This is a genomic window from Stenotrophomonas sp. YJH_SMC_131, from assembly GCF_059367975.1.
Map to the genome: position 1 here is coordinate 92,686 of NZ_JCAFRJ010000008.1, position 24,187 is coordinate 116,872.

Genomic DNA, 24,187 nt, shown 5'->3' on the forward strand with positions numbered 1-24,187 from the left:
TCAGTGCCCGCCTTCCTGCGCGCCGAACATGCGCTTGGCGTACTGGATGCCGATGCCATAGCCGCCGGCGTGGTCGCGGGCGATGCCGGTGGTCAGGTCGTAGGTTTCACCGCGTGCCCAGTCACGCTGCAGTTCAAGCAGGTACTGCACGCTGGTCATCGGCACCGCGCCGGCCTGCACCATGCGGGTGATCGCACGCTCGTGCGCTTCTTCGCTGACATCGCCACAGGCATCGGTGATCACGTGGACCTCGAAGCCCTGCGCCAGCGCCGACAGCGCCGGACCCACGATGCAGACACTGGTCCACAGGCCGGCAAGAACCAGCCGGCGCTTGCCGATGCGGTTGATCTCATCGATTACCGGCTGGTCTTCCCAGGTATTCATCGAAGTGCGGTCGAACACCGGCTGGCCCGGGAAGATCTGCGGCAGTTCCGGGAACATCGGGCCGGAGAATGACGTCTCGGCCACCGTGGTCAACACGACCGGCACGTTGAACCCCTTGGCCCCCTTGCTGATCAGCGACACGTTGTTGCGCAGCGCGGAGATGTCGATCGTGTGGGTAGCAAATGCCATCTGCGACTGGAAGTCGATCAGCACCAGGGCATGGTCGGTGGGCGACAGCAGGGCCGGGGCGGGCGTGGCGGTGGCAAGGCTCATGGGTGGACTCCGTGGGAAACATGATCAGGGGGAAGCAGCAGGGCCGCATCGCCGGCCCGATACTGGCCGGGGCTGCAGCCGGTCTCGGCGCGGAAGCTGCGGACGAAATGGCTCTGGTCGAAGAAGCCCAGCTGCTGGGCCAGGCACGCCATCGGCAACTGCGCGCTGGGCAGCAGTTGGCAGGCACGCTGGATGCGGCGGCGGCGCACGTAGCGCAGCGGGCTGGCACCGGTGCCGCTACGGAACAGGCGCACCAGGTGGAAGCGGCTGACACAGGCAGCCTGCGCCAGCTCGGTCACCCGCAGCGGCTGCGACAGGTGCTCATCGACATAGCGCAGGGCGCGCTGCAGTGCGGCGGCCTGCTGCGGGGCAAGTGGGATGGCGGACGGATCGGGCGGACTGACGGTGGCCATGCGGGGCGCCGCGAGGGGGTGGCCCATGGTGCGCTGCCGGCGTGCGATGCCCTACCCCCGTCGGTCGAGGCCGGCACCTACCCGAATGGGGGAGGCCGGCGGCCGAGCAGGCGGCGCCCGAACAAGCGCGCATCCACCGAGTAGGCGCCCGGCCCCAGCATCAGCAGCGCCGGTGGCAACGCCACCAGCGGCCACGGCGCCTGCTGCGCGAACATGGTCGCGGCTGCCATCAGGGCCGCCAGCGGCGTCAACACGCCCAGCACGAGCATGGCCGCCGCCAGCCCGCACAGCACCGCCCCCCAACCAGCATGCGTGCCAGGCGCGCACGCCGCGGCGGCCAGGCACAGCCGCAGCCACAGCAGGCCGACGCCCGGACCGCGATCAGGAAACATCACGAACAGGCGCTGCATGGCCGGGCTCCAGGGGACATGCCGGCGTGATAGCCGACCACGGCGGCCACTGCCTACCCCGTTCGGGTCACCCCGGACTGCCCCGCACCTGCCAGAATGCGCGCCATGCGTGGCCGCCCCTTCCCGTTGCAACGTCACCTGCGGACGCTGCTGACCTGCCTGCTGCTGTTGACCGCCCTGCCCGCCCTTGCCGTGCAGCGCCCGCCGGTGAGCGGCGGGTTGCCCGATTACGAGCACACGGCCTGGCGCGTCGGCCAGGGCGCCCCCGGTGACATCTGGGACATCACCCAGGACCGCGATGGCCTGTTGTGGCTGGCCACCGGCTCAGGGCTGTACCGCTTCGACGGTCGTCGCTTTGAACGCCAGGCCGCTCCCGCGGGCAGCCATTTCCCGTCCACCAACATGGTCACCCTTGCGCGGGGCCGCGACGATGCACTGTGGATCGGCTACTTCCAGGCCGGCATCAGTCAGTTTGCGCGCGGCCAGCTGCACAACTACGGCCGCGACCAGGGCGTGCCGGTGGGTGTGGTGCCACACTTCAGCCAGGACCGTGACGGCCGGCTGTGGGCCGCGATCAATGGTGGACTACGCCAGTTCACTGGCCAACGCTGGCAGCCGCTGCCCGCTGGCATGGGGGTGCCGGAACATCGCGTGCAATGGCTGCTGCACGACAGCCGCGGCACCTTCTGGGTACTGGCCGACCTGAAGATCTGGGTGCGCGCGGCCGGCCAGGCGGCCTTCAAGGACACCGGCATCGCCGTTTCGCAGATGGCGACGCTGGCCGAAAGTCCGCAGGGGGAAGTGTGGCTGGCCGACCGCGTGCGCGGTACGTCGCCGCTGGCCAACGCACGAGGCCTGCTGCCGGACAGCGAGCGCGAGGCACGGCGGTTGCCGGAGCTGGTGGCGGCGCGCCTGCAGTTCACTGCCGATGGCGCGCTGTGGGCAACGATGAGCCCGCATGGCGGTGTCGCCCGGGTCACCTTCGATGGCGACCGCGCCATACGCATGGAGCGCTTCGATTCGCCGCACGGGCTGACCGCCACCTCGGCCGTGCCGATCATCGTTGATCGCGAAGGCAATCTCTGGGTCGGCACCAATCTCGGCCTCAACCGCTTCCGCGCGCGCAGCGTGCACACGCTGGCGGTTGGTCCCAGTGATCCCTACCGCTCGCTGGTGCGGGCCAGCGATGGCCATGTGTATGGCTATGGCGAAGACCTCAAGCCCTACGACCTCGAGCGCACCCTGCTCGATGGCAGCGCCACGCAGCTGCAGGCCGCCGCGCGCCAGGCAGCTGCCCCGATCTGGCAGTTCGACTGGGTCAACCTTGCGCGCACCGTGGCCGGCCGCACCACGCGGATTCCGCTGCCTGCGCCGTTCACCGGGCAACCACTGCATGCCCTGCTGTTCCCCGACGACGAACAGGCCTGGGTCTGCACCGGCGAACGGGGGGTGCTGCACTACCAGCAGGGCCAGTGGCAACGCGAACGCCGCCTGCCCGAACAGGCCTGCTCGTCACTGGCGCTGGATGCCAACGGCCAGCTGCTGCTCGGCTATGCAGACGGCCGGCTGCGCCGCATGGGGGCGACGCAGATCGAAACCTTCGACGCCAGCCACGGCCTGTCGGTCGGGCCGATCACGGCGGTACTCGATCATCAGGACCTCCTGCTGGTAGCCGGCGAGGCCGGATTGGCCGTGCGCCCGGGCAATGGCCGGTTCGTTCAGGTGAGCACCGACATGGCTGGTGTCATGGAAGGCATCACCGGCATGGTGGCCGATGCGAATGGCTACCTCTGGCTCAATGGCAGTCGTGGCCTGGTCCGGCTCGGGAGCGATCAGCTGCGGCGCGCACTGCGCAGCCGGCAGCCGGTGACGCCCCGCCTGTTCGATGCGGTGGATGGCATGCCGGGCATCGCCCTGCAGAGCGGACCGATCGCCACCACTGCACTGGCCAACGATGGCCTGTTGTGGCTGGCCACCAACCAGGGCCTGGCCTGGCTGGACACCACCCGCTCGCACGTCAACACCATGGCGCCCAGCGTGCGCATCGGCGAAGTGCTGTACGGCAGTGAACACCAGCCACTGCGCGATGGCCTGCGCCTTCCGGCCGGCACCAGCCAATTGCAGATCGATTACGTGGCGCTGTCGTTGGCGCGCCCGGAGCGCAACCGCTACCGCTATCGCCTGTCCGGGGTCGACGACGGCTGGCAGGATGCCGGCAGCAGCACGCGCGCGTATTACACCAACCTCGCACCGGGCAATTACCGGTTCGAGGTGGAAGCCGCCAACGAAGACGGCATCTGGAGCACTGCACCCGCCAGCCGCACCTTCCGCATCGCCCCTACCTTCATGCAGACCCTGTGGTTCAAGCTGCTGTGCGCCGCCGCGGTGCTTGCGCTGCTGGTCCTGGCGGTGCGCATCCGCAGCGGGCAGCTGGCTGCACTGTTCCGTGCGCGCCTGCAGGAACGCCATGGCGAACGCGAACGCATTGCCCGCGACCTGCACGACACGCTGCTGCAGGGCAGCCAGGGCCTGATCCTGCGGCTGCACGCGATCAGCCAGTCGCCGCAGACCCCGGACAGGGTGCGCGGCCAGCTGGAATCGGCGATGCAGCTGGCCGAACGCAACCTGGCCGAGGGCCGGGAGCGGGTCAACGCACTGCGCGACGGTCCTTTCGCGGGCCGCGACCTCGCTTCGGCGCTGGCCGATGTTCACGCCGAATACGCCGGGCACGGCACCAATCCGCTGCGCCTGACTGTGGAAGGCGCAGCACCACCGCTGCAGGCCGATGCCGCCGAGGAGGTGTTCCTGATCGGCCGCGAGGCCATCCGCAATGCACTGCGCCACGCCAATGCCAGCGCCATCGAGGTAGAGCTGTCCTACGGCGCGCGGTGCTTCCTGCTGCACGTGCGCGACGATGGCGTCGGCATCGCCGACGAAAATGCCGGGCATGGCCATTGGGGCCTGCAGGGCATGCGTGAGCGCGCGCAGCGCCTCGGCGCGGAGCTGCGGCTGTGGACCCGCCCCGGGCTGGGCACTGAAGTCGCGCTGGCGGTTCCCGCCCGTCGCCTGTATCACCGCCGCCCATCGCGTTGGCGCTGGCCCTGGAGTAGAAGCCACCATGACTGAGTCCCCTGCCCCGATCGGCGTGCTGGTGGTCGACGACCACCCGCTGCTGCGTGACGGCCTGGCCGCGCTGCTGGGCGCCCATTCCGACCTGCGCCTGCTCGGCGAGGCCGCCGATGGCGAGGAAGCCATCGAGCGCTATCAGCAGCTGCAGCCGGACGTGGTGCTGATGGACCTGCAGATGCCACGCCTGGATGGTGTGGAAGCCATCGTGCGGATCCGCGCGATGGACCCGCGTGCGCGCATCATCGTGCTGACCACCTATCGCGGTGACGTGCGTGCGGTACGGGCGCTGCAGGCCGGCGCCAGTGCGTACCTGTTGAAGGACATGCTGCGCCACGAGCTGGTCGATACGATCCGCATGGTCGCTGGCGGCCGGCGCGCACCGATACCACCGGCAGTCGCTGCGAGCATTGCCGCACATGTGGTGGAGGACCGGTTGTCGCCGCGCGAGACCGAGGTGCTGCGGCATGTGGCCGGTGGCCTGTCGAACAAGCGCATCGGCGAGCGCATGCAGATTTCCGAGCAGACGGTGAAGGCGCACATGAAGAGCCTGATGGACAAGCTCGGGGTGGGTGATCGCACGCACGCGGTGACCCAGGCGCTGCGGCGCGGCATCATCAGCCTGGACGACAGCGGTCACGATTAGGGGGTTGTTCGGCAGGGCTTGCAGCCCTGCACCCGCTACGCGCTGGAGCAACAGCAACAGCAACAGCATGGATTCCGTGGGATGGCGGGGCGGTGTCGGACTGCGTGGACGCTGCAAGTACGTCCCTGCAAGCTTGGCAGCCGCATCCATGCGGCTGACACCCCACACTCCGACACCGCCCCACCTCTGACGGATTCCGATGGCGTTTGGTAGGTGTCGACCTTGGTCGACACTTCTGTCAGATATCGAAATCAATCAGGGGTCAGATCCGTTTTCCTTCGGAAAACGGATCTGACCCCAAGAGCCGTTCCAACAGACCGCAGGAACCTGTCGAAGGCTACTGAAAATCCGCTGTTTGCGCTGTTGCCGGCCAGCGGCCGGCACTACCGCAGGTGCAGGGCTGCAAGCCCTGCCGAACACCCCCCCTACTTCAAACGCAGCAGCAGACTGCCGCCCGCGCACATCACCGCCAGCCAGGCCACGCCGTGCCACCCCCACTGCGCCAGCGCCAGGCTGCCCAGCGCACCGCCAGCGGCCATGCCGATGAACATGCCGGTGAACAGCAGCGCGTTGAGCCGGCTGCGTGCCGGCGGCACCAGGCCATAGACCAGCGTCTGGTGCGCCACCAGCGCCGACTGGAAACCGAAGTCGAACAGCAGCGCACTCACCACCAGCAGCGGCAGCAGCGCGGCGGCCGGCAGCCAGGCTTCGGCCAGCAGCAGGCCGAAGCCCAGCAGCGCCACCGCGATCGCCAACCGCGCCACGGCATGGCAACCCAGGCGATCAGCGAAACGTCCTGCGAACGGTGCGGCCAGCGCACCGGCCGCACCCGCAATACCGAACGCACCCGCCGCCGCACTGCCCAGGCCCAGGCGGGCATGCAGCATCAGCGCCAACGTCGACCAGAATGCGCTGAAGCCGACCGCCAGCAACGACTGGCTCGCCACCGCGCGGCGCAGCTGCGGCTGCTCGCGCCACAACGCCAGCAACGAGCCCAGCAACGCCGGATAGCGCAGCGTGCTGGTCGGTGCGAAACGCGGCAGCGCACGCGCCATCACTGCGCCCATCGCCGCCACCGATACCGCGGCCAGCACGAACTGCGTGCGCCAACCCCATGCCTCGGCCACCACGCCACTGACCACGCGCGACAGCAGGATGCCGAGCAGCAGGCCGGTCATTACCCGGCCGACGATCTGGCCGCGCTGTGCATCCGGCGCCAGCACCGCAGCGGCCGGCACGATGTCCTGCGCCAGCGTGGCCATCAACCCGACCAGCAGGCTGGCCATCAGCAGGCCCGGCAGGTGCCCGGCCATCGCTGCGGCGCCCAGTGCCAACGCCAGCAGCGCGGACTTCAACAGGATCAGGTGGCGGCGGTCGAAGCGGTCGCCCAACGGTGCCAGCAGCAGGATGCCCAGCGCGTAGCCGAGCTGGGTCAGGGTCGGCACCAGCCCGGCGGCGCGCTCACCTGCGCCAAGGTCCTGCGCGATCAGGCCCAGCATCGGCTGGCTGTAGTACAGCGAGGCGACCGAAAAGCCGGCGCCGGCCGCCATCGCCAGCACCAGCGGGGTGGAAGGCGCGTTCGCGGGTGCGACGACGGACAGCGAAGGGATAGACATGGGGGAGTCCGGTGGAGGAAGTGGGCGTATCCTGCCCGTATTCGCCGTGCGTCTGTAGTAGGCTCCTGCACATATACTTCATACGTGACACGCATGAATGACCTCGCCACCGGCGCCGATCGCCTGGATCTGCTGCGCACCTTCCTGCGCATCGTCGATGCCGGCAGCCTGTCTGCCGCCGCCGTGCAGCTGGGCACCACCCAGCCGACGGTCAGCCGGCGCCTTCAGGCACTGGAGCGGCAGCTCGGCCTGCGCCTGCTGCAGCGCTCCACCCATGGCCTGCAGCTGACCGAAGATGGCCTGCGCTGCCAGCGCCATGCGCAACGCGTGGTCGACGAATGGGAGTCGCTGCAGGCCGAACTGCACGGCGAACCGGAAACGCTGCGCGGACGCCTGCGGGTGATGGTGCCGCATGCCTTCGGCCAGGCGCAGCTGCTGCCGACCATGCTCGCGTTCCTCGCCCAGCACCCACAGCTGAGCCTGGAGTGGATCCTGGAAGATCGTCGCCCGGATTTCATCGCCGAAGGCATCGACTGCGCGGTGCGGGTGGGACCGGTCGACGAACCGCGCATGGTCGCACTGCCGCTCGCCGAAGTGCCGCGCATCGTCGTGGCAGCGCCCTCGCTGGTGCAGGCCACCGCGATCAGCACACCAGAACAGGCGCAGGCACTGCCGTGGATTTCACTGGTCACCTACTACCGCGAACGCCTGCTGCTGCATGACGCGCAGGGGCGTGCGCATACCCTTTCGATCAGCCCGCGCCTGCTCAGCGACAACCTGTTCGTGGTGCAACAGGCCGCATGTGCTGGGCTGGGTGCAGCGGTGGTCTCGGCCTGGCTGGTGGCCGGAGACCTCGCACAAGGGCGGCTGGTGCAGCTGCTGCCGGACTGGCAGGCGCCGGCGCTGCCGGTACACGTGGTATTTCCCACCGCGCGCCAGCAGCCGCCACGGCTGCGCGCCTTCATCGATGCGATGAAGGCCGCACTGCCGCAGCTGCACGGAATGCGGCCGGCACCGCGTTAGGTCACTGGCCGCATCATCCACGCATGGCGTGGATTCCGTCCAACCCCATAGGATCGGATCCCTTCCCACCGGGAAGGGCTCTGACCCTGTCGATCACTGCGTCTTCGCCGCCTCGGCATTCCACGCCGCCACCTTGGCCTTGGTATCAGCCAACATCTTGTCCAGCGCGGCGCGGTCATACACGTTGCCACGCAGGATCACGCTGTCGATCTTTTCGGTGGCGGCAATGTCCTGCAGCGGGTTGGCGGTCAGCAGCACCAGATCGGCGGCCTTGCCCTGCGCGACACCCCCGTAACGATTCATCTGGCCGAACCAGGCCGGGCCGGAACGGGTCGCGGCAGACAGCGCCTGCGGCGCGCTCAAGCCCTCCTTCACGAACAGCTGCAGTTCCTGGTGCAGGGCGATGCCCGGGAAGTTGAACGAGTTGAGGAAGCCCGCATCGGTGCCGGCGATGATCGTCACGCCGGCTTCCTGCAGCATGGGCAGCACGGCGGCCACCTGGTGGTACTGCGCATGGCGCGCTTCGATCTGCGCTGGCGTTGCCTTGGCGGCACGTTCAACGCGCCACTGGTAGGTCGCGCGCAGGCCCGGGCCGATGTAAGCCAGGTACGGATCGTTCGCGTGGTCATCCTGGTCAAGGAAATCGAGGATGCGGCCACCGTTGAGGGTCGGGGTCACGAACACGCCGCGCCTGGCGAAATCGCGGTAGGCATGCATCGCCGTATCGCGGTCGAAGCTGGCGTCGAGGCGGCGGTTGGCTTCGGCGCGGTCGATGCGGCCGGCACCGAAGTCGCCAGCAATCTGCGCCTCGTCCTTGCTCCCGGCCTTGAATGCGTAGTCCAGATGCTCGATCGAGGCCAGCCCGGCATCGATTGCCTGCTCCACGGTCAGCGCCATCGGGATGTGCCCCGACGCCTTGAATCCGGCATTGCGCGCGGCACTGGCCGAGTACAGGAACAGTTCCGGCTTCAGCGTGCTGTCGGTGATCTTCACGAAATCGACCTTGTCGTGCTGCAGGCGGGTGATCGCCTTGTCGACGTCAGCCTTGCTGCCCACTTCGATCGTGCCCTTCCAGACCGGCTTGAGGCCTTCGATCTTCGCGCCCGAGCTGAGCAGCCGCGGACCGAACAGCGTGCCCTTGGCAATTTCCCCGCGCCACTGCAGCACCTGCTCGGGCAGGTCGCCGGAACAGTCACGCACCGTGGTGATGCCGTGCGCGATGTACAGCGGCAGCAGTGCCTTGTTCTCTTCGATCAGCGCCGGGCCACCACCAAAGTGCACGTGCATGTCCCACAGGCCCGGGATCAGGTACTTGCCCTTGGCATCGATCTGGCGGGCCGCGCTCCATTGGCTGCGCAGCTGCGCGTCCGGGCCGACGGCGACGATGTCCTCGCCACGGATCACCACGCTCTGCCCGGCCCGGGTACTGGCGTGCTCGACATCGACCACGGTGGCATTGCGGATCAGCAGGTCGGCGCGCTCGGCGGCAGACGCCGACAGCGGTGCCACCGCAAGGAGGATGGCAAGGGACAACGGACGGGAACGGAACATGGACAGCATCCTGATGGGCACGCCCAGCGTGCGGGTGGAAGGGGTTTGCATTCAGCGCACCGCGCCGTGCTGGCGCAGCAGGGTCTCAATTCCGGCATAGCCGCGCTGGCGCGCGTGCGCCAGCGGCGTCACGCCGTCGCCGTCGGCAAGCTCCGGGTCGGCGCCGGCCTCCAGCAGCAACTGCACGATCTGCAGGTGGCGCGCACCGCCATCGCCGAGCAGGATCGCTTCCAGCAGCGCGGTCCAGTTCAGGCGGTTGACATGATCGACCGCCACACCGGCACGCAGCAGCGTGCGCACGGTGGCGACATGGCCGCGCTCGGCGGCCGGAATCAGCGCGGTGCCGCCATAGCGATTGGTACTGCGCAGATCGGCGCCATGCGCCAGCGTCATCGCCAGGATCTCATCCAGGCCGCGCGCGCCGGCATACAGGTAGGCGCTGTCCTGCAACACATCCTTGGCATTGACGTCGGCACCGGCTTCGATCAGCTCGCGCGCGGCATCCACGTTGTTGCCCTGCGTGGCCAGCAGCAACGCCGTGCGACCCTGGCCATCGCGCGCCTCCAGCGTGGCGCCATCCTCGATCGCCTGCCGCACCGCATCGGCGTCGCCGCGGCTGGCGGCATCCCGCAGGCGCGCGTCTGCGTCGGCCCGGGACGTGGCGGTGCAGGCGGGGGTGACCATGGCCAGCAGGCACAACAGCAGCACGCGCGTGAACGGCGCAGGCCAGCCAGCGGAATGATGGACGCGCATGACAGTGTCTCCTCATGTCCGTCGCCACGGAACGCCGTGCGACGGTAGCAACAGCCGGGCATTGCCGGCCCCTGCCCTGCATGGTAGAAGTCGGCCTGGGTATCCAGAAGTGAAATGTTCAAATGCAAGACAGTGCCAAATCGAATAGAACCCTGTTCGAACTGGACCTGCTGCGGGCGCTGGTGATGGTGGCCGACTGCGGCAGCTTCACCACGGCCGCCACCCGCCTGCATTCGACCCAGTCCACGGTCAGCCAGAAGGTGCGCCGCCTGGAAGAGCTGGCGGGGCATCGCCTGCTCGAGCGCGGCCACCGCGACGTGCACCCCACCGACGCCGGCCACACCCTGCTCGGCTATGCGCGGCGCATGCTCGACCTGAACGAGGAAATGGCGCAGGCGCTGGCCGGCGCCACCGTGGAAACCGCGGTGCGCATCGGTGTCCCCGAGGACTTCGTCAACGCGCAGACCACACGCATGCTGGCCGCTTTCAGCCGCCGTCACCCACAGGTGAAACTGGAAATCAGCAGCGGCCTCAGCCGCGACCTGGCGCACGGCTTCGACCACGGTGAACTGGATCTTGTGCTGGTCAAGCAGCGGCGCAACAGCCGTCAGGCGGTGCACTGCCGCCGCGAGCCGATGCACTGGATCGACAGCCTGCGCAGCAGCTGCCTGCAGCAGGACCCGCTGCCGCTGGTCACCTTCCCGCCGCGCGGGCTGTACCGCGACGAGATGATCCACGCCGTGGAAGCGCTGGGCCTGCGCTGGCGCATCGCCTTCACCAGCTCGTCGCTGAGTGGCATCCAGGGCGCCGTGGCCGATGGCATCGGCATCAGCCTGCTGCCCCGCCGCGCGGTCGCCCGCGATCATCGCATCATCGATGGTGAGCGCGACCTGCCGGTGATCGACAACTACGAAATCGGCCTGCTGCATCGTGCGGACGCCGACGATGCGGTGCGCGCGCTGGCCAGCGAGCTGTGGCGGCAGGTGCAGCGCGAACCGGATTGACCACTGCAACTGCGGTAGCGTGGGCCGCTGGCCGGCAGCCGCGACGGCAACATCGTCCCGCGTGGGGTCAGATCCGTTTTCCGAAACGGATCTGACCCCGAAGCGAAATCCGCGCATTGACCATCGAAAGCTGATCACGCCTGTCGCGCGGAAGTCACGGCTCTGCCGCTAGAGTGCCCCCTGTTTCCGTGCTCCACGGCATCGTGTCATGTCCGACGAAATCCCCGCCCGCTTCGACCCCCTGCCCGCCGCCCTGCAGACGCACCTGCAGCACCAGCGCTCGCTGATCGCCGCGCGCGTCGCCGCCGGCTTCCCGACGCTGCCGGTGCAATGGCCGCTGGCGGCCAGCACGCTGCAGCGCGTGATCGATGCCGAGCTGATCGAGCCTGACGACTGCGATGGCTGGGAAGCGCTGGGCGTGGCGTTCGGTGACACCCTGGCCCAGCGCGTGCCGGGGCTGGCCTGGATGCAGGTCACCGACGCCTGGGGCATCGATGCAGTGCTGCGTTATGCCGACAGCAGCCTGCAGATCGGCGCCAGCACACTGCTGCTCAAGCGCGTCGAACAGGGCGAAGTCATCGACATCGCCCACCTGCTGGCGTGGCTGGAAGCGTTCGTCGCTACCCGCGCCGACGATTACGCCTGACGACACATCGAGATGGATCCATGCCATCCGTGGATGAATGAGACCACGCGATGGCTCCCTCCACGCACGGCGTGGATCTACAACCAGCGGCCGTCAACCACCACCCGGCGCTCCACCGGCACCCCGGCCACGGCCGCCGGGCCATGGTCCGCACGCACGGCCACGAACGTCGCCGGCCGGCCTTCGGCGATGCCGTGCTGCGGCAGCCCGATCACCTGCGCGGCATGGGTGGTGACCATGTCCAGCGCCAGCATCAGGTCGCCATCGGTGTAGAAGCCCGAGCGGTAGCCCAGCAGCATCGCGCGCTGCAGCAGGTCGCCGTTGCCGTACGGCCACCAGCAGTCGCGGATGTTGTCATTGCCGGCGAACACGCGCACGCCGGCGTCGTGCAATGCACGCAGCGGCGGGAACGGATGGTCGCCCGGCGCGTTGCTCATGATCGCAACGCCCGCCGTGGCCAGTGTTTCACCCACCTGCAGCGCGCGCGCCAGCGGCACGTCGCCCAGCGAGTAGGCATGGCTGACCGCCACCCGCCCCTGCAGGCCAGCGGCACGGGTGCGCGCGGCAATGCGCAGCAACTGGGCCAGTCCGGTTTCGCCGGGCTCGTGCAGGTGGATGTCCAGCTGCACGCCATAGCGCTCGGCCAGGCCGAACAGCAGGGCCAGCTGGCCTTCAGCATCGCCATCCAGCGTGGTCGGATCGATGCCGCCCAGCACCTCCACGCCCGCTGCAAGGGCCTGCTCAAGCACGGCGGCGGTACCCGGACAGGACATCACCCCGGCCTGCGGGAACGCCACCAGCTGGATGCGCATGATGTCGGCACAGCGCCGCGCCGCCTCGCGCACTGCTTCGAGATGGCGCAGGCCGGTGCTGCCGTCGACATCGACGTGACAGCGCATCGCCACCGTGCCGAAGCGGCTGCACTGGCGGATCAAGGCCTCGGCACGGTCCACCATTGGCGCCGCGCCCGCCACCGCGGCCTTCTCCACCGCCAGCCGCTCTCGCAGGCTGTTCACCGGCTGATGCGGGTGCCAGCGGTCGCCGACGAAGCTCTTGTCCAGATGAATATGGCCGTCGACCAGGCCCGGCAGGACGGCACAGCCCTGCAAGTCGACGGGTTCCGCACCCTCGCGCGGCGCAGCATCACCGTTGAGACCACTGATACGACCGTTGTGGATGTGGAAATGCAGCGGCGCGCCCTCGCGATCAACCGCGCCATGGACGAACTGAAGCGTCATCGGAAACTCCCGGAAAGCCAAGTCATGGCGCCATCCTGCGCGCTGGCACTGCCATCGGCCAACGAAATATCTGGATGCCACACATTCATCAGAACGATGAATGCCGCCGCGACGGCGGCTCGCAGCCACGCCGTGCACACGCCTGAACGGGTACCATAGGCGCCTGTTTCCGCTGTGATGCCGCATGGGCCCGTCCGACCGCCACGATCGTCTCCGCCGCTGGCAGGCCGCGTCCCTGCTGGCTGCTGCCCCGATGGCCAGCCTATCCGCCACTGATGCGGCCGCCACCGCGCCGCTGCAGGCGCCGCCTGGCCAACAGCGCATCGCCCCGGCGGCGCTGGTCGAGCGGCTGCACCAGCGTGTGCTTTCCGGGCAGAGCGCCACCGCCACCCTGGAATACTGGTGCGCCGAACACGGCCTGGCCGAACAGGCGCGGGTGCGCGCGGTGCGTGTACACGGCCAGGACAAGACAGCACCGGCCGACGTGCTGCAGGCACTGGGTGCGAAACCCGGCACCGCCCTTCGCTACCGCCGTGTGCAGCTGGTCTGTGGCAGCCGCGTACTCTCCGAGGCCGACAACTGGTACCTGCCGGACCACCTCAGTCCCGCCATGAACCAGGTGCTGGACAGCACCGACGAACCCTTTGGCCGCGTGGTTGGCCCGCTCGGCTTCCAGCGCCAGACACTGGCTGACCAGACCTTCTGGCCACCGCGTGGCGAAGGCGACCGCAGCGTGATCCTGGAAGTGCGCGCCCTGCTGCGCGATCGCCAGCAGCAGCCCTTCAGCTACGTCATCGAGTCGTACCTGCAGCAGGCACTGCCCTAGGCCACCGGCGCCCGCCATCACAGCGGACATCGACACAGCAGAAGGCCCGGCATTGCCGGGCCTTCTGTTTGCCAGCCGGATCAGCGGAACCGGTAGTCCAGCTGCAGCCAGTACTGGCGGCCATACGGGTCGTAGTTGCCAACCGGATAGAACGGCCAGCCGCCACCGTTCCTGTCCGCCGGCGGGCGGCTGTCACGCAGGTTGTTGACGATCACGCCCACCGACAGGTTCTCGCCGAACTGGCGGAACACGCTGGCGTTGTAGGTCATGTACGGCGCGATGCGGCCACTGCCATCGGTCTTCGGCAGTGAACCGAAACGGTTGCCGTACAGCGTGGTGGTCCAGTCACCCTGGTTCCAGGTGATGCTGCCATTGGCCTTGCTGCGCCACTGGTAGTCATCCAGCGAATTGCGGATGTCACGCTCCGGATCATCGGAGAACTGCCGGTACGTGTGCTCCAGCACCACGGTATAGGCCAGGCGCGTAGTGAAGCGGCCATAGCGGCCGGCATCGAAACGCCAGTTACCCTTCAGGTCCAGGCCACGCACCGATTCGGAGGCCGCGTTGATCGGATTGATCAGCACGCGGGTCACCTGGTCCGGCTGCACGGTTGCAGTGGACGGGTTGCGGATCACCCGCGACAGCGCGTCCTGGCACAGCGGTGAACCGATATCGCGCGCTTCGCCACCCAGCGTGCGGCCCAGGCGGCAATCGGCTTCGTCGCGCAGGATGCGGCTGGTATCGAGGCTGGTGACCTCGTTGTCGATGCGGATGTCGTAGTAGTCGGCACTGAAATCCAGGCCGGACAGCGGCGACCAGACCACGCCGAAACCATAGGATTTCGCGGTTTCCGGCTGCAGCTGCGCGTTGGCGCGGTTGCTGTAGTCGATCGACAGGCCGTTGTAGTCGCAGTTGTCGTACGACTGGCCTGCGGTGCGGCAGCGCCAGTAGTCGGTCATGCCCGGGTTGTAGCCGCGGGTCTCGGTCGCGAACACATAGTTCATGTCCGGCGCACGGAAGCTGGTCGCAGCAGAGCCGCGGATCAACAGGCTCTCGATCGGGCGGAACTCGACGCCGAAGCTCCAGGTCGCCTTGCCGATGTGCTCGCCACCGGCGCGATACTGGTCATAGCGACCGGCCAGCGTCGTGGTCAGCGATTTCAGCAACGGCAACTGCAGCTCCACGCCGGCCGCATAGCGGTCACGATCACCGCCGGCACCGATACCGGCGCTGGTGTTCCAGAACTCGCCCGTGCCCAGTCGCGGGTCCGGGCGGTTGCGGTAGCCCTGGCTGCCGGCCTCGACCACCGCCGCCAATGCAGCGTCGCCACCGGGCAGCGCGAACAAACGGCCGTTGACGCTGGCGCTGAAGGTCTGCAGCCACGCCGCATTGCGGCTTTTCTGGTAGCCGGACAGGCCCTCGTATTCGCCCGGGGTCAATGGTTTGAACAGGCGTGCCGGGTCGGGCGCATAGACCTCAACGCCATTGCGTACGCCCAGCTTCGGACCGAGCAGGTATTCGTTGATGCCGGCCAGCAGCACCGGTCGGCGGGTACGGTTCTCGTAACGCGAGCGGCTGTAGACCGCTTCGTAATCCCAACCGCTGTCGCCGATCTGGCCACGTGCGCCGACATTGAACGACCACGAGTTTTCCAGGAAGCGGTTGGCATTGCGCGGCAGGCCGCCGATTTCCTCCGGCGCGAAGCGGCGGTACCAGCTTTCCAGGTTGCCGGTGGTCTGGTTGTAGAAGTAGTTGCGGGCCGAGGTCCAGGTCGGTGCACGCGTGTTGTTGTAGATCCGCGCGCTGCCCACGGCGACATCGGCGAACAGGTCGGTGGTCTCGTTGACGTGGAAGGTCAGCAGACCGTAGCCGTTGAGATTGCGCTTCTGGGTCTGCACGGTCCAGTAGCTGGCGGCGGCCTCGTTGCTGCCGCAGTACCAGCCCTGGCGCGGGTTGTTGGCACGGAACACGCTGCCGCCATAGATGTCCGACGCGGCGTCGCAGCCGTTGACGCCCGGATCGATGTTGCGGCCGGTGGCAGCGTTGCGCCGATAGGCGATCGCGGTCGCCTGCGGCGCCTTGCCGGCCGGGTCATCGTCCAGCGAATCCATGAAGTCGCGCTGGCGCGCGTGGATCGCCTTGCGCACGTCGAACTCGAAACCGAACAGGCCGTCCCAGCGCTCGCCGGAACTGCCGCCCACCACCTGCACGCGCTGGTTGTCACCGCCGCCCTGCTGGGTGCCGCCGGCGCGCACGTTCACGTCCACGCCTTCAAAGCGGTCCTTGAGGATGATGTTGACCACACCGGCAATGGCGTCGGAGCCGTACACCGCCGACGCACCGGCAGCCAGCACTTCGATGCGTTCGATCAGGGCGCTGGGAATGTTGGCCAGGTTGACAACGTTCACCGAGCCTTCGTAGGCCAGCGGGTAGTCGGCCTGGCGACGGCCGTTGACCAGCACCAGCGTGCGGTTCGGACCCAGCCCGCGCAGATTGATGGTGTTGGCGGCCGGCGTGAACGTATTGCCGAAATCCTCGCCCTGCACGTTGCCGGTGTTCTCGGTCAGCGCGCTGAGGGCGTCGAAGGCATTGCGGTAGCCCTGTGCGTCGATCTGCTCGCGGCTGATCACCGTCACCGGCGAGGGTCCCTCGACACTGGCACGTGGAATGCGCGAGCCGGTGACCTTCACTTCCTGCAATGTGGTGGGCGCGCTTTCCTGCGCGAAGGCCGGCAGCGAGGCCAGCATCAGGGACGACAGCGCGAGCACCAGCGGACGCGGGCGCATCGCCTTGTGGGAGGCGGACATGGGCTTCCTGGGGGAGTGGGCGGGTGGTACGGGAGCCGCAGCCGGTACGACACATAACGATCCCGTAACGAAAGTGTCCTGAATGGGTGGTTTCAACGGAAATGACCAGCCCTGATGGGCTTATGCCTGAACCGAATCAGACGCGTTTACGGCACCACCCCACTTTTGCAATGAATTGCATGGCCTGGCGCGTCGGTGATGCGCATCGTGCCGGGATGACCAACAGCGCCCCTTCCACCCACTTCGCTCCACTACGACCCGTCCTGCGCCGCCACTTGCTCCACCTCCAGGCCACGCCCATCACCCTGCGTTCGTTCCAGCGCACCGACCTGCCACGCTGGCGTGCCTTCGACGACCGTCGCCAGCGCGGCCAACGGCCGTCCTACGGCATTGATGAAGAGGCGCGGTTCCTCGCCAGCGTCTATCGTTCACGCCTGCAGGAAGACAACGACCTGCTGGTGCTGGGTGTGTTCGACGACGTGCAGGGCGTACTGCACGACCAGCTGCATATCCGCCTGCAGTCGCTGCACTCGCGCTGCGCCGAGCTGCAATCGCTGCAGCACCGGCACCCCCATCCGCAGGCGGCACTGCGGGCACTGTGCCCGTTCCTGTTCGACGATGTCGGCCTGCACCGCCTCTTCGTGCTGCTGCCGCCAGGCTGCACCAGCCCGTTTGCCCAGGCGCTGCAGGCCCATGGGTTCATCCGCGAAGGGATCCTGCGCGACTACCATCTGGACGCGCAGGGATGGCATGACCGTCAGCTGCTGGCGCTGACCGCGTCGGCCTGGCGCAGCTGCCAGCAGCCGATCGGCTAGCGCACCCGCTCCAGTGCCGCACCGGCACCGGTCAAGACCGTGCAGGCATGGTCCTGTAGTTCCTCGCCGCTGGCATCGTTGCCGCTGGCGGCATCCACGCGGGTAGCTAGCAGGATGAAGCCGGGGCCGCCCCGCACCTCGCCGCGCCCGGCCACCACCAGGCTCCACTGGCCCACATCGCCCACGCCGCTCAGGCCATAGGCCAGCAGATTGAGCGGATTGGCGGTCAGTTCTGCACCGGGCAGCAGATAGGCCTGGTACTGATGCCCGCGCAGCGGCACCGGAAACGGTGACCAGCGCGGACCCAGCGCACCGGCATGTGCATCCAGTGCCTGCAGCACATCCGCGCGCAGGCAGTCGACATGGATATGCAGCTGGTGCTGCGAGCGACCGTGCGGCGAATTCAGTGCCAGGCTGGCCACGCTGCGCGGCAGCGGCCGGCCCAGGGCCTGTTCGGTATGCCCGCGCGCCTGCCAGGCGGCCGCAAAATAGTTGGGTACCCCACGCTGGTACAGGCCGTGGCTCTCGATGCCACTGACCTTGTCCAGCGGCATCAGCAGGAACTGGTAGTCACCGTGCGCATCCTTGACCAGCACGTCGCGGCGGTCGGCCGCCGTCTCCACCCGCAGGCAACTGCCACGCGGTCCTTCCACCGCCTTGCAGTCACGCTCGATCAAGCGCCACAGCGCATCGGAATGGGCCGGCGGTGGAGGTGGCGCGCTGGCGCAGGCGGACAACAGCAGCAGGGACGACAGCAGCAAAGGGCGCAGGGACACGGCAGCAACTCACGGAACAGGCACGGCAGACGGCGCCGCGCTGCATTCTAGCCAGTGCAGTGCTGCAGTCAGTAGGTGCCGAACGGCACTTCAACCACGAACGGGGCCTCGCCGTCGCCGCCCTGCAGGGTGTAGCGGTCCAGCGCGCCATCATCATCGGCGTGCGGCTGGCGCTGGAAATGCAGGGAATAACGGTTGTCGCCCAGCAGGACGGCACTGCCATCGTCCTCCAGGGCGGCGCCCTCGGGGATCAGCAGCCCACCCAGGTCGCTGTAGGCCCCGGGCACATCGGCGAAGCCGTAGTCTGCCAGTTCGTCCACACGCTGCATCGCATAGACATGCGGCAGATAAGGACGCGCCGGGCTGCGGCCATTGCTCAGGTCGGTCACCCAGGCCTGCGGCAGGTGGTACTGCTCGCGCAGCGCGGCCACGCCCAGCGACGGGCTGGCCACCTGCAGGCAACACACCGCCCGCTTGCCTTCACGGTCGAGGACGGCGAAACGGTCGCCGCGGGTCGCCGCCTGCGGCAGCATGGCGAAGGCCAGATTGCGCTGGGCCGGCGCGTAGCCGGCCTCGGTCTGAAGGTTGCGCCACGCGCCGAACACCGGCGTTTCCGCGGCTGCGGCCGGCACTGGCTCGGCGGCAGTGGCGGCACACGCCACGGCCAGCACCGATACTGCAAGTACCGTCATCGCCCTGCGCTTGTCGCGGAAACTGTCTGCCGTCATACCGTATCCAGCACCTGCACCGGAATGGCCCGGCCTGCCCGCTGGCGCGATGCCAGTCATCCCTCCCACTATGCAGTGGCTACGCCGTGCCGGCAATGACCGGGGCGCTGACGCCTTTCGCGCGCCGGGTGCTATCGTTCCGCCCATCTTCCCTGCGCAGGAGCGCTGTATGTCCGCCTTCCGTCTGTCCCTGTTGCTACCCGCGTCGGCCCTGCTGCTGTCGGCCTGCGTCAGCACCCCCGGTCCGCAGGTCAAGGGTACCGGCCACTGCGACGCCAGCCAGCTGGGCTGGGCAATCGGCCAGCCTGCCAATGAGCCCAACATCCGCCGCCTGTCCAGCGAAAGCGGTGCCGGCCTGGTCAACCCGATCGGCCCCAACACCATCACCACCAAGGACATCCGCCACGACCGCCTGCGTGTGTACGTGGACAAGGACAACATCATCACCGCCACCCGCTGCGAGTAGGCGCTGTAGAGCCGAGCCCATGCCCGGCTGCGCTCCCGTGACAGCCGAGCGCAGGCTCGGCTCTACAGCTCAGGGCTCGGTATACCCCGCGCAGTCCGGCAGCGCCTGGTCGGGGTGGAACACCCCATCACTGAAGCGGAACAACCGCGTGTAGCTGCACGCCGGGTCCTGCTCGGTGCGCAGGTCCTTCTTCTTCAACGGCCCCTTGGCCAGCGAATCCTCGAAGCGTGAGACACCGGCCGGGAACCGCGTCGCCACCGTCTGGTAGCGCAGCACCGGCATGCCCCCGGCGGCGGTATCCAGCGCCAGCCTTGCCGAGAACCCGTACTCGTCGTGGCAGGCACCGGCGCGCTGCTTCATGTCCTGCTCGCTGAAACAGGCGCGGATCATCGCGTTGCCCAGCCATGGCAGGGTCAGCACGTCGTCGTCCACCTGGATGTCATCCTGCAGGTGACGCACGCGCGCCAGCTGCAGCGTGGACGCGTCGGCACCACCGCCTGAGTACATCGTGCTGAATTTGACGATACCGCCCACCAGCACGTTCTGGCGGGCGCGCTGCCGCGGGTCGCTCACTGCCTCATCGCTGCCAACGCCAGGCGCAAGCCGCACGATCCACGGCCACAGCGAAAGCTCGCTTTCCTGCGGCACGTCGATGCTGACGTGGTAGACGTGCGGCTCGCTTTCGCCGGCCTCCCGTTCAGAGACTTCCAGCGTCGTCGGCCGATCGCCGTCCTCGGCCACCGGCTGCACACGCACGCACCAGGCACGATCGAGGGTGCAGTACTGCATGCGTGCTTCGCCCTGCCCTCCCTGTTCCAGCACCTGCCCCAGCGGCTCCATCACGTTGCCGGCGGCGTCGCGCTGCTGCGGCAGGATCGCGGACTGCGCCAGCACCAGCAGCGGTGTTGCCAGCAATGCAGCGCACAGGGTCGCGCGGGCAACGATGGTGGGCATGGGCGGCTCCTGCGTACGGGATTCCGATGGTAACCGCTGTCCGGGTGGGGCTGAGCCATGCTCGACGGCTGTCTGTCGGGAAGAGCAGCCGAGCATGGGCTCGGCTCTACATCATCCGCAGTCGCAGCCACCCCACCCTTTTTCCTTCGAGGTCTGGCCGATGCCCGGATTGAACGTATTGCTCGGGTCCAGCTGCCGATAGAACCCGGCCAGGGCCGGCTTGGCCGGGTACAGGTGGCCGACATTGTGCTCGGCCGGATACTCGGCGCCGCGCTGGTCCAGCAGCGCCCACATCGCGTGCTCGATCGCCATCGGGTCTTCGCCCTTGCGTGCGATGTAGTCCTGGTGGAACACATGGCACAGGAAGTGCCCGTAATACAGCTTGTGCAGCAGGCGGCCATCGATATCGGCCGGCAACTGCTCGAACCAGTCGGCATCATCGCGGCGCAGGGCGATGTCCAGCGCCACGATATCCTGCACCTGGTCCCGATGCACTTCGCGGTAGCGCACCGCCGCGCCGGCCACCGCGAAGCGATGCAGGAACGCCTTGCGCCCCTCATCGGCCGTGCAGTGGAAGTAACCACCCTCATGATCGGCGAAGAAGCCGCGCAGCCAGGCCTCGGTTGCCGCCGCGTCCTGTGCGGAGACCTTCAGCAACAGGTGATGCTCGTAGCGCTGGCGGAATTCACCCATGCGCCTGGGCAGGTGCGAGGGCAGCAGGCCGGTCAGCACCTGCATCACCCGGTCGGTCACCCCGCGCAGGCCCAGCCGCTCGAACCATCCATCGACCCGGCTCTTCAATGCGAACGCGGCGGGCACACGGGAAGTGCCGAGGCGGTCGATCAACAGGAAGCTGTCCTTGCCGTAGCGCTCGCCGATGTCATAGGCATCGCGGTGGATGTACTCGCCGGCAATCGGCAGGCGCTCGAAGCCGGTCAGCAGCTGGCGCCGGATCGCAGTGAGGCTGTCGGTGCGGTTGCTGCCGATGTAGAAGACCTCGGCGGGCTCCTTTTCGAAGGTATCCAGGCGCACCGCGAACACCGCCAGCTTGCCGGCCGAACCGGCCGCTTCGAAGTGGCGGCTGGGGTCGGCGTTGAAGCGTGCCGGCGTATCGGCATCGACCCGGCGCACTTCCTCGGCGTAGCGTGGATCAGACGCGGCGCGGCCATCGCCGTCACCCACGTCGTCAGCGGCATAGTCACCGACCTGCAGGCGCTGCAGGATCTGCTCGGGCGTATCACCCAGCGCGATGCCGAGGTGGTTGACCAGCTGCAACTGGCCCTGCGCATCGACCTGCGCATACAGCGCCAGCTCGGTATAGGCCGGGCCACGGCGCACCAGCGCGCCGCCGGAGTTGTTGCAGATGCCGCCCAGCACCGAGGCGCCGATGCAGGAGGAGCCGATCACCGAATGCGGTTCGCGGCCCAGCGGTGCCAAGGTCTGCTCCAGGCGGTCGAGCGTGGCGCCGGGCAGGCACAGCACCTGGCGGCCCTCGTTCAACAGCTGGATGCCGGTCAGGCGCAGCGTGCTGACCAGCACGATCGGGCGCCCATAGTCGTCCCCATCCGGGGTCGAGCCACCGGTCAGGCCGGTATTGGCCGCCTGCAGGATGATCGCCGCTCCGCCCTGCACCGCTGCCTGCAGCACATACCACAGTTCCAGCAAGGTACCTGGGCGCACCACCGCCAGCACCGGGCCATCGCCGAAGCGGTAGCCACGACGGAAGCGGCGCGTGGTCTTGTCGCCGGTCAACACATGGCGGCTGCCGACCGCGTCGCGCAACTGCGCCAGCACGGCGTCATGGCCAATCATGGCAGGTTGACCAGCGAATCGCGGCTGATGTCGGCGATGCGGCGCGCGCCGGTCAGTGTCATCGCCACGCGCATCTCCTTGGCGATCAGGTCCAGCAGGTTGGCCACGCCGGCCTCGCCCTGCGCGGCCAGCGCATAGACGAAGGCGCGCCCCAGCAGCACGGTATCGGCCCCCAGCGCCAGCATGCGCACCACGTCCAGGCCGGTACGGATGCCCGAATCGGCGAGGATCTTCAGGTCGCCCTGCACCGCATCGGCGATGGCCGGCAATGCACGTGCGGTAGACAGCACGCCATCCAGCTGGCGACCACCGTGGTTGGAGACCACGATGCCATCGGCACCGAACCTGACCGCATCGCGCGCATCATCCGGGTCGAGGATGCCCTTGATCACCATCGGGCCCTTCCAGAACTCGCGGATCCACTCCAGGTCCTTCCACGAAATGGACGGATCGAAGTTGCTGCCCAGCCAGCCGATGTAATCCTCCAGCCCGGTCGGGTTGCCGCGGTAGGTGGAGATGTTGCCCAGGTCATGCGGACGGCCGAACAGGCCGACGTCCCACGCCCAGTGCGGATGGGTGACGGCCTGGCCGATGCGGCGCAGCGAGGCATTCGGGCCGCTCATGCCGGAGTGTGCATCACGGTAGCGCGCGCCCGGCACCGGCATGTCCACGGTGAACACCAGCGTGGTCACGCCGGCGGCCTGTGCCCGCTCCAGCGCATTGCGCATGAAGCCACGGTCGCGCAGCACGTACAGCTGGAACCACATCGGCCGCTGGATGGCCGGTGCCACTTCCTCGATCGGGCACACCGATACGGTGGACAGGGTGAACGGGATGCCCCGGCTGTCGGCCGCGCGCGCCGCCTGCACTTCACCGCGGCGGGCATACATGCCGGTCAGGCCGACCGGCGCCAGCGCCACCGGCATTGCCAGCGTTTCGCCGAACAGCTCGGTTTCCAGGCTCAGGTCGGACATGTTGCGCAGGATGCGCTGGCGCAGCGCGATGTCGGACAGGTCGGAAACGTTGCGCTTCAGCGTGTGCTCGGCATACGCGCCGCCATCGATGTAGTGGAACAGGAACGGCGGCAGCCGGCGTTGCGCTGCGGCACGGTAATCGGTGGAGGCGGAGATGATCATGGGGTCAACCGTGTGGGGAAGGCAGGCGCGAGGCCCGCGCACGCCGGGCTTCGTTGTCATCGAGCGTGCGCAGCGTGGTGTGCACGAACTCGAGGTGGGCATGCGCGGCGGCGCGCGCGCGTTCGGGGTCGCCGGCCAGCACCGCATCCATCATTTCGCGGTGCTGGTCGGACAGGGGCGAGAAGGTCCTCGCTGAGGTGTAGAGCTTCTCGCGGCTCTGCGAGATGTTGGTCTGCAGCAGTTCGAACAGGCCGCGCATCACCTGCAGCAGCACCAGGTTGTGGGAGGCCTCGGCGATGGACAGGTGGAAGGCCGCGTCAGCCTCTGCTTCACCGGTGGGGTCGTCCTTGCCGTGCGCGTCCATCATGGTCTGGAAGGCCTGCGCGATGCGCGTACGGTCCTCATCGGTGGCTCGCAGCGCCGCATGCCAGGCAGTGGCACCTTCCAGCGCGTGGCGGATCTCCAGCACGTCAAAACGGTATTCCGGGTCGCCCTGGAACAGCGGCAGGTACGGCGCCAGCGGTTCATCCAGCGCCTGCCGCGCGCGCGCCGCCGGTTCGGCCACGTAGGTGCCGCCACCGATGCGTGCGGTCAGCAGGCCCTGGCTGGCCAGCTGCGCGATGGCCTCGCGCAGCGCGGTGCGCGAGACCCCCAGCTGCACCGCCAGGGTGCGCTCAGCGGGCAACCGGTCGCCCGGCCGCAGCCGCTGTTCCTGCACCAGGCCGCGCAGCTGCGCGGCCACCCTGTCCGAAATACGTTGCGTGCTCATGGCGCCATTGTGGCC

At 68.2% G+C, this 24,187-nt stretch carries 22 protein-coding genes; 8 read left to right on the forward strand and 14 right to left on the reverse strand.

The window, feature by feature from the left end; translation table 11 throughout:
- The 3 genes from AC5P56_RS16475 to AC5P56_RS16485 are packed head-to-tail and all read right to left on the reverse strand — an operon-like array spanning position 1 to position 1,480.
- Positions 1-657 carry a hydrolase gene (locus tag AC5P56_RS16475; protein ID WP_014647472.1) on the reverse strand — a complete coding sequence of 219 codons (657 nt, stop codon included), beginning with the start codon at positions 655-657 and terminating at the stop codon, positions 1-3.
- Complete coding sequence (locus tag AC5P56_RS16480) at positions 654-1,097, reverse strand: helix-turn-helix transcriptional regulator (protein WP_041863566.1); 444 nt, start codon at positions 1,095-1,097, stop codon at positions 654-656. Before AC5P56_RS16480 ends, AC5P56_RS16475 begins: the two co-directional genes overlap by 4 nt.
- 50 nt (positions 1,098-1,147) lie before the next feature.
- Positions 1,148-1,480: a hypothetical protein gene (locus AC5P56_RS16485; RefSeq protein ID WP_495231812.1), complete on the reverse strand. Its 333-nt coding sequence runs from the start codon at positions 1,478-1,480 to the stop codon at positions 1,148-1,150.
- Positions 1,481-1,576: 96 nt separating this feature from the next.
- On the opposite strand from AC5P56_RS16485, the gene AC5P56_RS16490 reads away from it, so the two are divergent.
- Together AC5P56_RS16490 and AC5P56_RS16495 are read left to right on the forward strand one after the other, a co-directional pair.
- Positions 1,577-4,606: a sensor histidine kinase gene (locus AC5P56_RS16490; RefSeq protein ID WP_495231813.1), complete on the forward strand. Its 3,030-nt coding sequence runs from the start codon at positions 1,577-1,579 to the stop codon at positions 4,604-4,606.
- Positions 4,599-5,252: a response regulator gene (locus AC5P56_RS16495; protein ID WP_014647476.1), complete on the forward strand. Its 654-nt coding sequence runs from the start codon at positions 4,599-4,601 to the stop codon at positions 5,250-5,252. Before AC5P56_RS16490 ends, AC5P56_RS16495 begins: the two co-directional genes overlap by 8 nt.
- A 425-nt stretch (positions 5,253-5,677) precedes the next feature.
- Here the strand turns inward: AC5P56_RS16495 and AC5P56_RS16500 are convergent, their stop codons facing one another.
- Complete coding sequence (locus tag AC5P56_RS16500) at positions 5,678-6,868, reverse strand: MFS transporter (protein WP_445978873.1); 1,191 nt, start codon at positions 6,866-6,868, stop codon at positions 5,678-5,680.
- A 93-nt stretch (positions 6,869-6,961) separates the two neighbouring features.
- Between AC5P56_RS16500 and AC5P56_RS16505 the strand changes: the two genes are divergently transcribed.
- On the forward strand, positions 6,962-7,891 hold the full coding sequence (locus tag AC5P56_RS16505; RefSeq protein WP_445978872.1) for a LysR family transcriptional regulator: 930 nt from the start codon (positions 6,962-6,964) through the stop codon (positions 7,889-7,891).
- A 93-nt stretch (positions 7,892-7,984) separates the two neighbouring features.
- Here AC5P56_RS16505 and AC5P56_RS16510 read toward each other — a convergent pair whose 3' ends face one another.
- On the reverse strand, positions 7,985-9,442 hold the full coding sequence (locus tag AC5P56_RS16510) for an amidohydrolase family protein (RefSeq protein WP_495202661.1): 1,458 nt from the start codon (positions 9,440-9,442) through the stop codon (positions 7,985-7,987).
- Positions 9,443-9,493: 51 nt separating this feature from the next.
- On the reverse strand, positions 9,494-10,195 hold the full coding sequence (locus AC5P56_RS16515; protein ID WP_495231814.1) for an ankyrin repeat domain-containing protein: 702 nt from the start codon (positions 10,193-10,195) through the stop codon (positions 9,494-9,496).
- A 122-nt stretch (positions 10,196-10,317) separates the two neighbouring features.
- Between AC5P56_RS16515 and AC5P56_RS16520 the strand changes: the two genes are divergently transcribed.
- Positions 10,318-11,199, forward strand: a complete 882-nt coding sequence (locus AC5P56_RS16520; RefSeq protein WP_046431153.1) for a LysR substrate-binding domain-containing protein — start codon at positions 10,318-10,320, stop codon at positions 11,197-11,199.
- A 208-nt stretch (positions 11,200-11,407) separates the two neighbouring features.
- Positions 11,408-11,845 carry a DUF3806 domain-containing protein gene (locus tag AC5P56_RS16525; protein ID WP_069118246.1) on the forward strand — a complete coding sequence of 146 codons (438 nt, stop codon included), beginning with the start codon at positions 11,408-11,410 and terminating at the stop codon, positions 11,843-11,845.
- Positions 11,846-11,922: 77 nt separating this feature from the next.
- Here AC5P56_RS16525 and AC5P56_RS16530 read toward each other — a convergent pair whose 3' ends face one another.
- Positions 11,923-13,083 (reverse strand): amidohydrolase family protein, encoded by a 1,161-nt coding sequence (locus AC5P56_RS16530; protein WP_495202662.1) that lies wholly within the window; start codon positions 13,081-13,083, stop codon positions 11,923-11,925.
- A gap of 184 nt (positions 13,084-13,267) precedes the next feature.
- Here AC5P56_RS16530 and AC5P56_RS16535 point away from each other — a divergent pair, with 184 nt between their 5' ends.
- Positions 13,268-13,909, forward strand: coding sequence for a hypothetical protein (locus AC5P56_RS16535; protein WP_075076515.1), 642 nt, complete (start codon positions 13,268-13,270; stop codon positions 13,907-13,909).
- Positions 13,910-13,989: 80 nt separating this feature from the next.
- On the opposite strand, the gene AC5P56_RS16540 is transcribed toward AC5P56_RS16535, so the two are convergent.
- Positions 13,990-16,716: a TonB-dependent receptor plug domain-containing protein gene (locus AC5P56_RS16540; protein ID WP_495231815.1), complete on the reverse strand. Its 2,727-nt coding sequence runs from the start codon at positions 16,714-16,716 to the stop codon at positions 13,990-13,992.
- Positions 16,717-16,895: 179 nt separating this feature from the next.
- On the opposite strand from AC5P56_RS16540, the gene AC5P56_RS16545 reads away from it, so the two are divergent.
- Positions 16,896-17,531 (forward strand): GNAT family N-acetyltransferase, encoded by a 636-nt coding sequence (locus AC5P56_RS16545; protein WP_014647486.1) that lies wholly within the window; start codon positions 16,896-16,898, stop codon positions 17,529-17,531.
- Here the strand turns inward: AC5P56_RS16545 and AC5P56_RS16550 are convergent.
- Together AC5P56_RS16550 and AC5P56_RS16555 are read right to left on the reverse strand one after the other, a co-directional pair.
- Positions 17,528-18,307: a CDP-diacylglycerol diphosphatase gene (locus AC5P56_RS16550; protein WP_041863570.1), complete on the reverse strand. Its 780-nt coding sequence runs from the start codon at positions 18,305-18,307 to the stop codon at positions 17,528-17,530. The genes AC5P56_RS16545 and AC5P56_RS16550 overlap by 4 nt on opposite strands.
- Before the next feature lie 68 nt (positions 18,308-18,375).
- The gene (locus tag AC5P56_RS16555; RefSeq protein ID WP_069118248.1) at positions 18,376-19,035 is read right to left on the reverse strand and encodes a decarboxylase; all 660 of its coding nucleotides are present in this window, start codon (positions 19,033-19,035) and stop codon (positions 18,376-18,378) included.
- A 169-nt stretch (positions 19,036-19,204) separates the two neighbouring features.
- Here AC5P56_RS16555 and AC5P56_RS16560 point away from each other — a divergent pair, with 169 nt between their 5' ends.
- Entirely contained in the window at positions 19,205-19,501 is a 297-nt protein-coding gene (locus AC5P56_RS16560) for a hypothetical protein (RefSeq protein ID WP_014037553.1), read from the forward strand.
- Positions 19,502-19,570: 69 nt separating this feature from the next.
- Here the strand turns inward: AC5P56_RS16560 and AC5P56_RS16565 are convergent, their stop codons facing one another.
- The 4 genes from AC5P56_RS16565 to lldR all read right to left on the reverse strand — a co-directional run bounded on the left by AC5P56_RS16565 (position 19,571) and on the right by lldR (position 24,172).
- On the reverse strand, positions 19,571-20,455 hold the full coding sequence (locus AC5P56_RS16565) for a hypothetical protein (RefSeq protein WP_032957700.1): 885 nt from the start codon (positions 20,453-20,455) through the stop codon (positions 19,571-19,573).
- Positions 20,456-20,566: 111 nt separating this feature from the next.
- A complete protein-coding gene (gene dld, locus AC5P56_RS16570) occupies positions 20,567-22,267 on the reverse strand; it encodes a D-lactate dehydrogenase (RefSeq protein ID WP_495231816.1) in 1,701 nt (566 codons plus the stop codon).
- Entirely contained in the window at positions 22,264-23,403 is a 1,140-nt protein-coding gene (lldD, locus tag AC5P56_RS16575; protein WP_014647492.1) for an FMN-dependent L-lactate dehydrogenase LldD, read from the reverse strand. Before lldD ends, dld begins: the two co-directional genes overlap by 4 nt.
- A 4-nt stretch (positions 23,404-23,407) precedes the next feature.
- Positions 23,408-24,172, reverse strand: a complete 765-nt coding sequence (lldR, locus tag AC5P56_RS16580) for a transcriptional regulator LldR (protein ID WP_014647493.1) — start codon at positions 24,170-24,172, stop codon at positions 23,408-23,410.
- Between the last annotated feature and the right edge of the window lie 15 nt (positions 24,173-24,187).

Coding starts and splice junctions, on each gene's coding strand:
- AC5P56_RS16475 (WP_014647472.1), bottom strand. CDS start 657: ATGAGCCTTGCCACCGCCACGCCCGCCCCGGCCCTGCTGTCGCCCACC.
- AC5P56_RS16480 (WP_041863566.1), bottom strand. CDS start 1,097: ATGGGCCACCCCCTCGCGGCGCCCCGCATGGCCACCGTCAGTCCGCCC.
- AC5P56_RS16485 (WP_495231812.1), bottom strand. CDS start 1,480: ATGCAGCGCCTGTTCGTGATGTTTCCTGATCGCGGTCCGGGCGTCGGC.
- AC5P56_RS16490 (WP_495231813.1), top strand. CDS start 1,577: ATGCGCGCCATGCGTGGCCGCCCCTTCCCGTTGCAACGTCACCTGCGG.
- AC5P56_RS16495 (WP_014647476.1), top strand. CDS start 4,599: ATGACTGAGTCCCCTGCCCCGATCGGCGTGCTGGTGGTCGACGACCAC.
- AC5P56_RS16500 (WP_445978873.1), bottom strand. CDS start 6,868: ATGTCTATCCCTTCGCTGTCCGTCGTCGCACCCGCGAACGCGCCTTCC.
- AC5P56_RS16505 (WP_445978872.1), top strand. CDS start 6,962: ATGAATGACCTCGCCACCGGCGCCGATCGCCTGGATCTGCTGCGCACC.
- AC5P56_RS16510 (WP_495202661.1), bottom strand. CDS start 9,442: ATGTTCCGTTCCCGTCCGTTGTCCCTTGCCATCCTCCTTGCGGTGGCA.
- AC5P56_RS16515 (WP_495231814.1), bottom strand. CDS start 10,195: ATGCGCGTCCATCATTCCGCTGGCTGGCCTGCGCCGTTCACGCGCGTG.
- AC5P56_RS16520 (WP_046431153.1), top strand. CDS start 10,318: ATGCAAGACAGTGCCAAATCGAATAGAACCCTGTTCGAACTGGACCTG.
- AC5P56_RS16525 (WP_069118246.1), top strand. CDS start 11,408: ATGTCCGACGAAATCCCCGCCCGCTTCGACCCCCTGCCCGCCGCCCTG.
- AC5P56_RS16530 (WP_495202662.1), bottom strand. CDS start 13,083: ATGACGCTTCAGTTCGTCCATGGCGCGGTTGATCGCGAGGGCGCGCCG.
- AC5P56_RS16535 (WP_075076515.1), top strand. CDS start 13,268: ATGGGCCCGTCCGACCGCCACGATCGTCTCCGCCGCTGGCAGGCCGCG.
- AC5P56_RS16540 (WP_495231815.1), bottom strand. CDS start 16,716: ATGTCCGCCTCCCACAAGGCGATGCGCCCGCGTCCGCTGGTGCTCGCG.
- AC5P56_RS16545 (WP_014647486.1), top strand. CDS start 16,896: ATGGCCTGGCGCGTCGGTGATGCGCATCGTGCCGGGATGACCAACAGC.
- AC5P56_RS16555 (WP_069118248.1), bottom strand. CDS start 19,035: ATGACGGCAGACAGTTTCCGCGACAAGCGCAGGGCGATGACGGTACTT.
- AC5P56_RS16560 (WP_014037553.1), top strand. CDS start 19,205: ATGTCCGCCTTCCGTCTGTCCCTGTTGCTACCCGCGTCGGCCCTGCTG.
- AC5P56_RS16565 (WP_032957700.1), bottom strand. CDS start 20,455: ATGCCCACCATCGTTGCCCGCGCGACCCTGTGCGCTGCATTGCTGGCA.
- dld (WP_495231816.1), bottom strand. CDS start 22,267: ATGATTGGCCATGACGCCGTGCTGGCGCAGTTGCGCGACGCGGTCGGC.
- lldD (WP_014647492.1), bottom strand. CDS start 23,403: ATGATCATCTCCGCCTCCACCGATTACCGTGCCGCAGCGCAACGCCGG.
- lldR (WP_014647493.1), bottom strand. CDS start 24,172: ATGAGCACGCAACGTATTTCGGACAGGGTGGCCGCGCAGCTGCGCGGC.